Source organism: Pseudomonas sp. GW821-FHT09E12 (genome assembly GCF_059416085.1).
This window is the reverse complement of record NZ_JBWKOM010000011.1, coordinates 97,515-111,049: the sequence shown is the minus strand read 5'-3', so window position 1 is coordinate 111,049 and position 13,535 is coordinate 97,515. Positions and strand designations below refer to the sequence as shown.

Annotated in this window: 11 protein-coding genes and 1 pseudogene; all 12 read right to left on the bottom strand. The window is 64.8% G+C overall.

The annotated features are described in order from the left end of the window. Positions 1 to 21 precede the first annotated feature (21 nt). A pseudogene (gene pseG / locus AC07PQ_RS27310) lies at positions 22 to 1,065 on the bottom strand (UDP-2,4-diacetamido-2,4,6-trideoxy-beta-L-altropyranose hydrolase); the annotation flags it as partial. Next, positions 1,062 to 1,769, bottom strand: a complete 708-nt coding sequence (pseF, locus tag AC07PQ_RS27305) for a pseudaminic acid cytidylyltransferase (protein ID WP_493186498.1) — start codon at positions 1,767 to 1,769, stop codon at positions 1,062 to 1,064. The pseudogene pseG and the gene pseF, both read right to left, overlap by 4 nt. Continuing rightward, positions 1,766 to 2,938, bottom strand: coding sequence for a UDP-4-amino-4,6-dideoxy-N-acetyl-beta-L-altrosamine transaminase (gene pseC / locus AC07PQ_RS27300; protein WP_492569671.1), 1,173 nt, complete (start codon positions 2,936 to 2,938; stop codon positions 1,766 to 1,768). The genes pseF and pseC overlap by 4 nt, the downstream gene beginning before the upstream one ends. Further along, positions 2,935 to 3,936 carry a UDP-N-acetylglucosamine 4,6-dehydratase (inverting) gene (gene pseB / locus AC07PQ_RS27295; protein WP_009042721.1) on the bottom strand — a complete coding sequence of 334 codons (1,002 nt, stop codon included), beginning with the start codon at positions 3,934 to 3,936 and terminating at the stop codon, positions 2,935 to 2,937. Before pseB ends, pseC begins: the two co-directional genes overlap by 4 nt. 30 nt (positions 3,937 to 3,966) lie before the next feature. Next, positions 3,967 to 6,915, bottom strand: coding sequence for a TIGR00180 family glycosyltransferase (locus AC07PQ_RS27290; protein ID WP_493186499.1), 2,949 nt, complete (start codon positions 6,913 to 6,915; stop codon positions 3,967 to 3,969). 50 nt (positions 6,916 to 6,965) lie between these two features. Further along, positions 6,966 to 7,703, bottom strand: a complete 738-nt coding sequence (locus tag AC07PQ_RS27285; protein ID WP_007922661.1) for a cephalosporin hydroxylase family protein — start codon at positions 7,701 to 7,703, stop codon at positions 6,966 to 6,968. 19 nt (positions 7,704 to 7,722) lie between these two features. After that, entirely contained in the window at positions 7,723 to 8,793 is a 1,071-nt protein-coding gene (locus AC07PQ_RS27280) for a class I SAM-dependent methyltransferase (RefSeq protein WP_007922662.1), read from the bottom strand. Beyond that, positions 8,783 to 9,649: an NAD-dependent epimerase/dehydratase family protein gene (locus AC07PQ_RS27275; protein WP_493186500.1), complete on the bottom strand. Its 867-nt coding sequence runs from the start codon at positions 9,647 to 9,649 to the stop codon at positions 8,783 to 8,785. Before AC07PQ_RS27275 ends, AC07PQ_RS27280 begins: the two co-directional genes overlap by 11 nt. After that, entirely contained in the window at positions 9,646 to 10,872 is a 1,227-nt protein-coding gene (locus AC07PQ_RS27270) for a methyltransferase domain-containing protein (protein WP_493186501.1), read from the bottom strand. Before AC07PQ_RS27270 ends, AC07PQ_RS27275 begins: the two co-directional genes overlap by 4 nt. Then, positions 10,869 to 11,429: a dTDP-4-dehydrorhamnose 3,5-epimerase gene (gene rfbC, locus AC07PQ_RS27265; RefSeq protein ID WP_007922673.1), complete on the bottom strand. Its 561-nt coding sequence runs from the start codon at positions 11,427 to 11,429 to the stop codon at positions 10,869 to 10,871. Before rfbC ends, AC07PQ_RS27270 begins: the two co-directional genes overlap by 4 nt. Next, positions 11,426 to 12,508 carry a CDP-glucose 4,6-dehydratase gene (rfbG, locus tag AC07PQ_RS27260; protein ID WP_007922675.1) on the bottom strand — a complete coding sequence of 361 codons (1,083 nt, stop codon included), beginning with the start codon at positions 12,506 to 12,508 and terminating at the stop codon, positions 11,426 to 11,428. Before rfbG ends, rfbC begins: the two co-directional genes overlap by 4 nt. After that, positions 12,490 to 13,263, bottom strand: a complete 774-nt coding sequence (gene rfbF, locus AC07PQ_RS27255; protein ID WP_007922676.1) for a glucose-1-phosphate cytidylyltransferase — start codon at positions 13,261 to 13,263, stop codon at positions 12,490 to 12,492. The genes rfbG and rfbF overlap by 19 nt, the downstream gene beginning before the upstream one ends. Between the last annotated feature and the right edge of the window lie 272 nt (positions 13,264 to 13,535).

Here is a 13,535-nt window from a genome sequence, read left to right as displayed (position 1 = left end):
CAATGGATTGCCGGTCATCTCGAACAGGGCCGCCGCCACCCGCGATGCACCCTGCCCGTCCACCAGCTGCCGGGAGCGCTGCGCCAGGCTCTGGCGCAACGGGTAATCGCCAACGAGCGCCGCGACCGCCTGGCGGATCTGCTCGACACTCACCTGCTCGCTGGGCCCCAGGTAGACATGCACGCCCGCCTCGGCCAGCAGCCGGGCATTGGCCTCTTGATTGCCGGCCACGCTGATGCACAGGGTCGGCAGGCCCAGGGCGGCGCGCTCCCAACTGGTGCCGCCACCGGCGCCGATAAACAGGTCCGCCTCGGCCATCAAGCGGGAAAAATCACTGACATAGGCGTGCAAACGCCAATGCCCGCGACCGGCCGCCAGTTCCTGCATCTGTGCCCAGGCCGGGTTGCCGGCCCCGGCGACAAAATCCACCTGCAGGTCGTCGAACGCACTCAAGGCCAGCATCGCCTTGTGGGTCTGGCTGGCCGCATCGAAACCACCGAAATTCACCAGCACCCGACTCGCTCGCTCGCGAATGGCGATCGGCGGACAATGGAACTCCTCGCGCAGCAAGGCGAAGTGCGGCCCCAGCAACGCCCGGCACTCGGCGTCGATCAGGCCGGCATAGGCCTGGGGCGTGCCGCTGAAGTTCTGGTCGAGCAACAGATCGACCCCGTGCCGCCGGTTGGCCAGGTCATCGATGGCGGCAATCCGTGGCGCCCATTGCCGTGCCGCCTGCTGCCACTGCCGGTCGAGGCCGTAGTGATCGACCAGCACCCAATCGAATCGCGGCTGATCCTGCAACGCTGCCCGCAAGGCGGCGATATCCGCCTGCCAGGGCAAGGGCGCCTCGATGTCCTGCGCGCATTCACCCGGATAACTCGCCGGCAGGGCGAACGTCTGGAAACCCAGTCCGGCCAGGCGGTCCAATTGCTGCCCGGGCAAGCTTCGGCAAGCGAAAGCCACTGTGGCGCCCTGCTCGTGCAACGCCCTGGCCAGGGTCAGGCAGCGGGCGATATGGCCGCTGCCAATGGCCGGTGAGGCGTCGGCCCGGATCAGCACTCTCACTCCAGCTCTCCACCGGCTTTCAGCGCCGCGTACAGATACTCCGCGCGCAGCCAGTCTTCCTCGGTGTCGATGTCCTGCACCAGATGGCGCGGCAGGATCACCGGCAGGCTGAGCGGGGAAAACACCAGGTCGCCGCGCAACCAGGCCTCGCTGCGCCCCCAATAGAACTGCCCGGCATCCTGATAGGCCGGCGGCAGGTCCTGGGAGCGTGTGTTGCGAAACTCCGGATAAAGCGCAGTCAACACGCCCTGCTCGTCCAGGGTCAGGGCGCGCTGCACCGGAAACGCAAAGCTGCACACGGAAAAGGCGAAGGACTTTTCAGGCTGAGCCTCCAGCGCCGCCAAGCCCTGGCGCAGATAGCGCAGTTGCAACAAGGGCGCGGTGGCGTAAATGCAGCAGGCGTAATCGAAGGTCTCGCCACGCTCGCGCAACGCATTCAAGGCATGCACGATCACCGGCCCGGTGCCGGTGAAATCGTCCGCCAGCTCGGCCGGACGCATGAATGGCACCGTGGCGCCGCTGGCCCTGGCCAGCTCGGCGATCTCCGGGTCGTCGGTACTGACCAGCACCTGATCGAACAACCCGGAGCGCAGCGCCGTGGCAATCGAGCGGGCAATCATCGGCACGCCGTCGAACGGCTTGAGGTTCTTGCGCGCTATGCGTTTGCTGCCGCCACGGGCGGGAATGATCGCGATGGCACTCAAGGCTGGGCGGGCTCCTGGATAAGCTGGCGCAATTGCTCGACCACATACGTCTGCTGCTCATCGTCCAGCGCCGGAAACAGCGGCAGGCTGATGGCTTCGCCGTAGTAGCGCTCGGCCTCGGGGAAATCCCCCACGGTGAATCCCAGGTCGCGGTAATACGGCTGCAGATGCACCGGGATGTAATGCAGATTGACCCCGACCCCGGCCTCGCGCAATGCCTCGAACACCTCGCGATGGGTGCGGCGGATGCGCTCGGGCTGCAAGCGCACCACGTACAGATGCCAGGCCGACTGCGCCTGCTCCTGAGCCTGTGGCAGGGTCAGCGGCAGATCGGCCAGCAGGCGGTCATAACGGGCCGCCAGCTGCCGGCGCCGGGCAATGAAAGCGTCGAGCTTGTCCAGTTGGGACAAGCCCAGGGCTGCCTGCAGATCGGTGATGCGGTAATTGAAACCCAGCTCGGTCTGCTGGTAGTACCAGGGGCCGTGGCTGGGCTCGGTCATCTGCGCCGGGTCGCGGGTCATGCCGTGGCTGCGCAAGCGGCGCAAGCGGTCCGCCAACTGCGGGCTGTTGGTCAGGACCATGCCGCCCTCGGCGCTGGTGATGATTTTCACCGGATGAAAGCTGAACACCGTCATCGCCGCGAATTCGCCACAGCCCACCGGCCGCCCGGCATAGGAGGCGCCCACCGCGTGGGAGGCATCCTCGATCAGCACGAAGCCATAACGCTGCGCCAGCTGCGCCATGGCACGCATGTCGCAGCTTTGCCCGGAAAACGCCACCGCCACCACCACCTTGGGCAGTCTGCCCGTGCGCTCGGCGGCCTCAAGCTTATGCGCCAACGCCCGGGCATCCATGTTCCAGGTGTGCGGGTCGATATCGACGAAGTCCACCTCGGCGCCGCAATAACGTCCGCAGTTGGCCGAGGCCAGGAAAGTATTGGGCGTGGTCCACAGCCGGTCTCCCGGCCCCAGACCGGCGGCCAGGCAGGCGATGTGCAAGGCCGCCGTGGCATTGCACACCGCCACGCCATGGCCGGCCTCGCAGCGAGCGGCCATGGCCTGCTCGAAGCGTTCGATGGTCGGCCCCTGGGTCAGCCAGTCGGACCGCAGCACCGCGACCACCGCATCGATGTCCGCCTGGTCGAGACTCTGGCGCCCGTAGGGAATCATGCCGGCAACCTGGCATGCAGCTCGGCGATCTGGCCCACCGAGAGGAAATGCGGATTGGTGTCGGAGCGGTATTCGAACGCCTCGCCCACCGGCCGCCCCTGTTCGCCCAGGCCGTCCACGGCAAAGTCGACGTTGACGTTGGTAAAGCGGATCGACGGCTGGATGGTGTAGTGATCGGTGAACTCCAGGGTCATGCGCGCGTCATCCAGCGGCACCATCAGCTCGTGGAGTTTTTCCCCCGGACGAATGCCCACCTGCTTGTGCGGAAGGTTTTGCGCCATGCCACGCGCCAGGTCGACGATCCGGATCGACGGAATCTTCGGCACGAAGACTTCACCGCCATGCATGCGCGAGAAGCTGTCGAGCACGAACTGCACCCCGTGATCCAGGGTGATCCAGAAACGGGTCATGCGCGCGTCGGTGATCGGCAACTCGCGGGCGCCTTCGGCGATCAGCTGGCTGAAAAACGGCACCACCGAGCCCCGGGAGCCAGCTACGTTGCCGTAGCGCACCACGGCAAAACGGGTCGGCTGGTCGCCGGCGATATTGTTCGCCGCGACGAACAACTTGTCCGACAGCAGCTTGGTCGCGCCGTACAGGTTGACCGGGCTCGCCGCTTTGTCGGTGGACAGGGCGATGACTTTCTTCACGCCGTTGTCGATGGCCGCGGCAATGATGTTTTCCGCGCCGTTGACGTTGGTGCGGATGCACTCGGTGGGGTTGTATTCCGCCGCCGGCACCTGCTTCAGCGCCGCAGCGTGCACCACATAGTCGATCCCGCGCATGGCCTGGCGTAGACGCTCGGCGTCACGCACGTCGCCGAGGAAATAACGCATGCAGGGCGCATTGAAGGTCTGCTGCATTTCGTACTGTTTCAGTTCATCGCGGGAGAACACCACCACCCGCTTGGGCTGGTATTGCTCCAGCAGGCGCCGGATGAAATTGCGCCCGAACGAGCCGGTGCCGCCAGAGATGAAAATCGATTTGCCGTTGAACATGTCTTGAGTCCTTTTTCCTGTCAGCCAGGCTTATGCGAGCAGCTGCGCCCAGTCGACACTGGCAGGAGCGCCAGGAGTGAAGCCCTTGCCAGTCCGGCTCAGGTTCTGGTTGCAGGCCACATCGTGTTCGAAGCGCGCCTGCCATTTGTCACGCAGCGCCGCCGCGACCTGGGTATCGTCCGCCAGGATGCCCGGATGGAGGATCTGCACCTGCGGGGTCCAGACCGTCAACAGGCCGGCATCGGCCACTTTCAGGCACAGGTCGACATCAGCGAATGCCTCGGCGAAGTGTTCTTCGTCCAGGCCACCGACAGCGTTGTAGACCTCCTTGCGAATCATCAGGCAGGCGCCGGAGACCGCCGAATAGTTCTGCTCGGCGAGCAAGCCGTTCAGGTAGCCGCTGGCGCCTTTCGGCTCACCGGCGAACGCCGCCCCCAGATGCCCGTTCAACCCGAGAACCAGGCCAGCCGAGGTGGTCGCGCCCTTGGCGTCGACCAGGCGCGCGCCGACAATCCCCACCTCCGGCCGCTGCGCCTGATTGAGCAGGCTCTCCATCCAGTCGGCATTGACCACTTCGCCGTTGGCCGCCAGCAGCACCAGGTACTCGCCCCGGGCCTCCTGGCTCGCCGCGTTGTACAGCGCCGAGGCGTTCAGGCGCCGCGGGCTGCGCAGCACGCGGATACGATCACCCTTCTGCTCCAGGCTGGCGAGCCAGTTGGCCAGCTCTTCGGACTGGCTATGGTTGTCGGCGATGACCACTTCGTAGCGTTGGTAGCGCGTGCGTTGCAGCACGCTGACCAGGCAACGCTGCAGCTGCTCCAGATTGTCCTCGCTGCGCAGGATGATCGAGGCCAGCGGACGCTCGGCATGGCCGTAGTTGATCTGGTAGACCCCAGGCTGCGCCGCGCTGACCTGGGCCCGGTAGCCACGGTTGCCCAGATGGCGGGTCAACGCCTGGCTTTGTTGGGTGTTCTCCTCCACCGTCGCGGCCTGGCCGAGCAACAGCGGCTCGGCCAGATGGGCCAGGCCGGCCAGCCCGCCGTCTTCGATCAGGCGCAGCAGCAGGTCGTATTCCATGGCCTGTGGAAAGGCCGTCGAATAACCACCGGCGGCCACCAGTACATCACGGCGAATCAGCCAGTGGCCGGCCATCAGGTCCGGCACGCTTTGCAGCAGGTCGAGGTTGACGCCCGGGCGGAACACATCCTTCAGCGCGCCATCGGCACCGTAGTGGATTTCGTCCATGGCCACCGCGCGGCAACCTTCGGCGCCGAGCAGTTCCAGGCTGGCGCGCAGCAGGCCGCTGGCGGTGAAACGCTCGCCGGCACGGGCCAGGAGCAACCAGTCGCGGGAGGATTGCGTCACGATCTGGTTGATGCGCTCCACATAGTTGCTGGTGCTGACCTTGACGAAATGCACGGTGTCCTGGGCGGTGGTGGTCGCCGGCAGGTCGCCCGTGGTGAAGACCACCACCTGGAAGGACCGGCAATGGCCGTTGACCAGGCTGTCGAAGGTCGCCTGCAGCTTGACCATGTCCGCGTCGAGGTCGAGCAGCAGGATGCCGAAGCTCGGGCCACCGTTGTGCCGGGCCAGGTGCTCGTTGATCGCCTTGAGCTGCTGCGCCTCGGGGTTGCGCGCCTCCAGCCATTTCAGCAGGCGCCCCGAAGGCATGTTTTCCAACAGCGCCGGGCTGTCCTGGAAAGGCAGCGACGCCAGGCGCTCGGCCCAGGCCTGCAATTTGCGGGCATCGTTCTGCTCCTGAAGGTCCTGCCCCTCGCAAGCCAGCAGCGAGGCCGCCAGACGCTGGACCACCTCAAGGTTGAACAGGTTGCACGACAGCGCCTCCCACAGGCGGCTGCGCAGGGTGCGGTCGGTGTCGTTGGGTTGTACCTGCATCAGTTCCTGCTGCTTGAGCAGTACGCCTTCGAGCTCCTGCAGTTGCAGGCGGCCGGCCGGCATCCCATGCATGAGAAATTCGAACTCGGTCAACAAGTCGAACATCGGCTTGTTGTAGAACGGCATCTCGACGAACTGCTCCGGGCCGAACGAACGCACCGGCTCGGCCCCCGGCTCGACCCAGGCCGAACGGAAAATCATCTTGCCGTTGAGCGAGCGCCCGGTGAGCAGGCACTCGGCCATGGCCGTGAAGCTGTCCAGGGCAATCTGTTTGGCCCGCTGTGGGTCCAGGCCGCTCAAGCCGGTAGGCAACGACGCCAAGAACCCGGCGAACGCCTCGCGCTGGGCCACCGACTTGGCGTCGCCGTAGGTCAGCACCGTCAACACATCGGTGTTGTGCTCCGAGGCGTTGTAGTTGACTTCCCGCACGGCGAACGGGATCGGCAGGATCCGCGCCTTGGCCGAGGCCAGTAGGAAGAAGGTATGGCCGATCTCCTGCCATTCGAAACTGGTCCCCGGCGGCAGCAGGCTGTACCACTGTTGCAGCAGGTCGGTGCGGGTCACCGCGTAGAACGGCGGCAGGAAATGGCTCATGAACGCCATGACCCGCTCGCCGGCATCTGCCGAGGCGTAGTCCTCGATCACCCGGCAATCGCGCCGGTAGTAGTTCACCTCGGCGGCGCGGGCCAGGTACATCATCCCGTAGCCATGGCACAGGCCGTAGTCGGGGTTGGCTTCGAGAAACTCCACCGACTCGGTCAGCGCGCCATGGAGCAGGAAGTCGTCGTCGGCGGCAAATACCATGTACGGCGTGGTCACCTGCCCGACACCGTAGGTGAGCTTGTCCTGCAGGCCCTTGTAGGTGTACTGCGGCAGATGCCGGTAGTCGACCTGGGGGAACTGCCCGGCCAGGCTTTCGTCGGCGTGCAGCGAAGAGTCCAGCACCAGGATCTTGCAGGGGTAGGTGCTGTAGTACTGCAAGGTGCGGCGCAAGAACGCCTTGCGATTGTGGGACATCACCACCAGCGTGAAACGCTCGCTCAACGGTGCGCTAGTGTTTTGAGCCTTGTCTTGAACCTGCATCAGTGTTTCCCCACAACCGGCAAAGTGCTGTTACCTGCAAACCATTGAATTCAACGAACGCGACGCAGATAGCCATCCGGCGCCACGGTGATCAGCAGCTTGTTCTGCATCTGGTAATCGATCTCGAAGTCGCGGTTCTCTTCCAGGTAGGCCCAGACCGCGGTTTTCGGGTTGTCGCCCGGGCCCCATGGACGGTCCGGGAAGAAGTCCGCCGGCATGTCCTCGACCACGGTGTCCATCACCACGCAGTAGCTGTCCACCGACACCAGCGGCGCGTACAAACGCAGCTCCTCGAGCACGTGCTCGTGGGTGTGGTTGGAGTCGAGTACCAGAATCACTTTTTTGCCTTCGGCGGCGGCGCGCACCTTGGCGGCAATCGCCGGATCGATGCTCGAGCCTTCGATCATCTTGATGCGCTTGCTCATCGGATGGCTTTCGATGGCTTCGCGGTTATGCGCGCGGATATCCAGGTCGATGCCCAGCACTTCACCGTGGCCCTGCAGTTCGAGCAGCGAGGCGTAGTAGATGATCGAGCCGCCGTGGGCGATGCCGCATTCGATCACCAGGTCCGGCTTGACCCGCCAGATGATCTCCTGCATGGCCATCATGTCCTGGGGCAGCTGGATGATCGGGCGGCCCATCCAGGAGAAGTGATAGCTGTACTTGTGGCCGGCGGACTCGTTGAAGAAGTCGCGCGCCAGGCCCTTGAGTTTCTGGTCTTCGCCCTGGGCGCGGATCTGCTCCTGACACTCGGCTTCGAAGGCTTGGATAATGCTGTTGTCGGTCATGGTCGGGTCTCAATAAACGTCATTTGAACGAAGCGCTGTCGACTGCGTGATAGACATAACGCCCATCGGTCATGCGCTTGATTTCGTCGAGATAGTTGGAATTCATCACAAACAGGTGAGCGCCCTCGGACAAGGTCGCCATGGCCTCTTCGGGGGACGACACGCGAGCGCCGCTCAGGGGCAGATAACGGCCCTGCTTGGCCGGATTGATATCCACCACCTGGTCCACCGAAACGCCCGCGCGCTGCAGGAACAGCGAATAGATCACACCCTTGGAAGACGCGCCCCAGATCGCCGAGCCCGCCTCGGGTTGGGCCTGGATAATCTGCTTGGCCCGCTCGAGGCTGGCAGTGAAATCCAGCGGCATCTTCAGGCGCTCGACCGGCGTCTCGCCGGGCTCGCGCAAGGTGCCGAGGTCGGCCACCACGTACAGGTACTGGCCGCCGAACAGGTGGCCGGCTTCGTGCACTGTGCCGAACATCCGGCGCAGGTCGTCCAGGCGGAAGTAGTTGACGTGCTCGTAGAACACGTCGAACCAGGCGCGATGCTCGACGATCCAGTCGAAGCACGGCACTTCGATGTAGATCTGCCCGCCCTGGTTGGCCTCGGCCATCTGTGCCAAGAACGCCCGCGGGTCGGCAATATGCTCCAGCACATGGCGCAACACCACGGCATCGGCCGACAGGCCCAGGCCAGAGGTAAAGGGCGCCTTGATCACATCGGCGTTATCGCCTTCGTAGGCCGGGTCGATGCCGGTGATGCGATAGCCCCGCTCACGCAGCAGCTCAAGGAAATAGCCCTTGCCGCAACCGACCTCGATCAGCTCGCGGCCCTTGAAATGCCGGGCGATGATGCCCTCGACATCCAGCAGGTGACGCTGGAACTGCGCCGAGTGGGCCTGCTCGTTCTGGTAGTCGCTGTCGTAGCTCAGCTTGTCGGGGTCGAAGGCCTGGTTGAAGATCAGGCCGCTCTCCTCGTCCTGCACCAGCACCATGTCGGCACAGGCCGACGCCCTGGCGCTCTGCGCGTCGGCGAAGGTGCGATTCTGCAGCACCGGCAGGTCCATGACCCGATACAACTCATGCCCCATGTTCTGCTCCCAATAGTTGTTGCAGGCGCTCGTTCGCCCCCCAGAACGCCATGGGTTCGTGGGCGGGATAGGGGTAATGCCCCAGGTTCAGGCGGATCATCGAGCCGCGCTCGCGCACCCGTCGCTCGACCAGCGCACGAACCGATATCGGCTGGCCGCTGGAACAGTTGACCACCCCGGAAAAATCCCGCCGTTGCAGCAACGCCGCCAGGCTGGCGGCGGCGTCTTCGATGGCCAGGTAATCGCGCAGCTGTTCGCCGGCGGACATGTCGAACACCGCATCGCCGGCGTCGATCGCCCGGTCCAGGGCGGCCAGCAGGCTGTTGGGGTTCTGCCCGGCGCCATGCAGGTAGAACAGCCGCGCCCATTGCAGGGTGAAAGGCAGTTGCTGCTGCAGGTTTTCCAGGAACAGCCGCAGGCTGTGCTTGGCCAACCCATAGGGATTGCTCGGCTGCGCCGGCGTCTGCTCGTCGAGCGGACCACTCTGCATACCGTATTCGAAACAGGTGCCGGTGATCATGACCTGGGGCACGCCCGCCTCGACCGCGGCCTTGATGAACCGATAGTCGGCCATCAGGTTGTGCTCGTAGTGGAACAGCGCCTTGTAATTCGGCAGCCCCGGCCAGGCCAGGTGCGCCAGGGCATCGACGCCCTCGACCAGGGCGGCGATATCGGTGTCGGCGGCATGCACGTCCGCGGCCACCCGCTCCACCGCTCCAACCCAGGGCATGGCGGCCAGCTTTTGTGGGTCACGGGCCAGCGCCCGCACCTGGCAGCCGCGGGCCAGCAAGGCGGCGACCAGATGCCGGCCGACAAACCCGCTGGCCCCGGTGACCAGTACCTTAAGGCCACTCACAGCAGCTTCAACTCGGGCACGGCGATCACAAAACGCCCGCCCCACTGGCGAACGTGGGCCAGTTGCTCGCTGACTTCCGACAGCAGGTTCCACGGCAACACCAGCACATAGTCCGGGCGCTCGCTATCGATACGCTCGGGCGCGACCACCACAATCCTGCTGCCGGGCAGGAACTTGCCCTGCTTGTGCGGGCTGGCGTCGGCGACCCAGGCCAGCAAGTCCGGCTTGACCCCGGCGTAATTGAGCAAGGTGTTGCCCTTGGCCGCGGCGCCATAACCCACCACGCGCTTGCCTTCGGCCTTGGCCTGGAGCAGGAAGCGCAACAGGTCATGCTTGATGCGTTCCGCAGCGGGTGCCAGCGTGGCGTAGAACTCGGGGGTCTTCACGCCCGCGTCGAACTCGGTTTGCAACTGCTGCTGCACCGCCGGTTGCACGGCGCGGCGTTCGCCGTCCTTGCGCTGGACGAAAACCCGTAGCGAACCACCATGGGTGGTCAGTTGGCTGACGTCGAAGACTTCCAGTCCGTTACGCTCGCACAGTGCCTGCACGGCGGTCAGCGACAGATAGGAATAGTGTTCGTGATAGAGCGTGTCGAACTGCGCGCCGGCCATCAGCGTCAGCAGTTGCGGGAATTCGAAGGTGGCCACGCCGGTCGGCTTGAGCAGCGTCGCGAAACCGCCGAGGAAATCGTTGATGTCCGGTACATGGGCCAGCACATTGTTGGCCGCCATCAGGTCGGCGGCCCAGCCTTGGTTTTTCAGCTGCGCGGCAGTGTCGCGACCGAAGAACAGCTCACGAATCTCCAGGCCTTTTTCCCGCGCGGCTTGCGCGGTGCTGCGGGTCGGCTCGACGCCCAGACACTTGATCCCGCGAGCGGCCACGTACTGCAACAGGTAACCGTCGTTGGCGGCGACTTCCACCACACGGCTGTCAGCCATCAAGCCAAAGCGCTCGACCATCTCGGCCACATAGCGCTCGGCGTGGGCCAGCCAAGTGCTGGAGAACGAGCTGAAGTAGGCGTACTCGGCATCGAACAGGCTTTCGGCGCTGGTGTAATCCTCGGTCTGTACCAGCCAGCATTGCTGGCACACGGCGACCTTCAGCGGCACCCATTGCTCGGCCTGTTCAAGACGCTCGGCATGCACATAGGCGTTGGATGGTGGCGAGGTGCCGAGGTCGATCAGCGGCAGGCTCAGCGGTGCGGCGCACCCACGGCAGTTCATAGACGCACTCCAGCAAAGTGTTGATCGAGCGCGGGATGGCTGGAATCCCGGGCCGACAGATTATTGACAGGCAACGGCCAAGCAATCGCCAGCCGTGGATCGTTCACCGACAGACCGCCCTCGTGCTCCGGCGTGTAATCGGCGCTGTGCAGGTAGAGCAGCTCGGCGTCGTCGGTGAGGGTCTGAAAACCGTGGGCGAATCCGGCCGGGATCAGCAGGCTACGGCCATCGCCGGCCTTCAGGTGCTCGGCGTGCCAGTGCAGAAAGGTCTCGGAGTCCGGACGCAGATCCACCGCCACATCCCACACCTCGCCGCGCAGGCAGGTGATCAGCTTGGCTTCCGGCGCATTGGCGTTCTGGTAATGCAGACCGCGCACACTGCCCTTCTCGCGGGTACAGGAATGGTTGATCTGGCGGATATGAAACTCGCTGCCGAATGCACTCAGACTGCCTTCGCAGAACAGCCGGGCGAAATGTCCGCGCTGATCTTCGAAGCGCTTGTGCTGGACGCTGAACAGCCCGGCCAGCGGCAGCTGTTTCAAGGAAAACTCGCTCACAGCGCGCCCCGGTACAGGTTCAGTTGAGCGAGGGTCACAGTGCGCATGTCGTCGCCTCGTTGCCAGGCCAGGTGCCAGTCCAGGGTCTGCGCCAGGCATTGCTGCAGCGACCAGCGCGGTTGCCAGGCCAGCAGCTGGCGTGCGCGGCTGCTGTCCAGGCGCAACAGGCCGGCTTCGTGCAGCTCGCTCGGCTCGATCCGCAGCCCGGGGGCGGCCGGCCAGCGCGCGGCCAGCAACTCGACCACTTCACCGACGCTGCACATGTCCGCTTCGCTTGGCCCGAAGTTCCAGGCCCCGGCGAACCGCGGCCCTTGTTCGTAGAGGCCGGCGGCCAGTTGCAGGTAGCCGGCCAGTGGCTCCAGGGCGTGCTGCCATGGGCGCACCGCCTGCGGGTAGCGCAGGGTCACCGGCTCGTCGGCCGACCAGGCCTTGAGCACATCGGGGATCAGCCGTTCCGGGGCAAAGTCGCCGCCGCCCAGTACGTTGCCGGCACGCGCCGTGGCCAGGGCCAGGCCGTGTTCGGCGTACTTGTCGGCCGGGAAAAACGACGCGGCATAGGACTGCGCCAGCAACTCGCAGCACGCCTTGCTGCTGCTGTAGGGATCATGCCCGCCCAGGGCTTCGTTTTCACGGTAGGGCCACAGCCATTCCTGGTTGGCGTAGACCTTGTCGGTGGTCACCAGCACACAGGCACGCACGCCGCCGACCTGACGGATCGCTTCCAGCAGGTTCAGGGTGCCCATCACGTTGCTGGAGTAAGTACCCAGCGGGTCGCGATAGCCCTCGCGTACCAACGGTTGCGCCGCCAGGTGCAGGACGATTTCCGGCTGCGTCTCGGCGATCAGCTCCAGCAAGGCGCCAAGGTCGCGCAGGTCGCCACGCTGGTCGTTGATACCCTCGGCAACCCGCGCCAGCTCGAACAGGCTCGGCTCGGTCGCAGGGTCCAGGGAGAAACCGCTGACTTCGGCTCCCAGGCTTTGCAGCCACAGGGTCAGCCAGCTGCCCTTGAAACCGGTGTGGCCGGTCAGCAGGACCCGCTTGCCGCGCCAGAATTGCGCGCTCAGTCCCACTGCTTCCATGGGGCCTCCCCGCTCTGCCAGAGTTGCTCCAGGTGGTTCTTGTCACGCAGGGTGTCCATCGGATGCCAGAAGCCGTCGTGCTGGAAGGCATGCAACTGGCCTTGCCCGGCCAGCGTGGTCAGCGGCTCGGCTTCCCACACCGTGTCGTCGGCCGTTAGCAGCGGCAACACCTTGGGCGACAGCACGAAGAACCCGCCATTGATCCAGCCACCGTCACCTCTGGGCTTTTCGGTAAAGCCCAGGACGCTGTCGCCATCGCGTTCCAGGGCGCCGTAACGGCCAGGCGGCTGCACCGCGGTGACGGTCGCGTGCTTGCCATGGGCCAGGTGGAAGTCCACCAGGGCACCGATATTCAGGTCGGAAACGCCGTCGCCGTAGGTAAAGCAGAAGGCTTCTTCGTTCTCCAGGTAGCGTCCGGCCCGGCGCAGACGGCCACCGGTCATGGTTTCCTCACCGGTGTCGATCAGGGTCACGCGCCAGGGCTCGCTGTAGTTCTGGTGAACGTCCATGCGGTTTTCCCGCATGTCGAAGGTGACGTCGGAGGTGTGCAGAAAGTAGTTGGCGAAGAAATCCTTGATCGCGTACCCCTTGTAGCCCAGGCAGATCACGAAGTCGTGAATACCGTGGGCCGAGTACTGCTTCATGATGTGCCAGAGAATTGGCTTGCCGCCAATCTCGATCATCGGCTTGGGCTTGAGATGGGACTCCTCGCTGATGCGCGTGCCCAGGCCACCCGCCAAAATAACTGCCTTCATCGTCTCCCCTCTTGTTCGTCACAGGGCTCTGCCAAGCTGTACCGAGCTTTTTGCGGGCCTTCTGGATAAAACCTTGTGCCGTTGGCGGCGCTTCGCTGTTTGACGCAAGCGCTCGTTTTATGGCGATTTCGAGGGGGCTTGCAGGAAACGCGCCAGCTCCTGGGTCCCGGCCCATGGCCCTGACACCGTGGAGAACCCGGAAGGCGACGCCACAAGGATCGCCTTCAGCGGCGAGAAAACCGGCGCACCCTCCCCCTGGATCGCCGCCATAA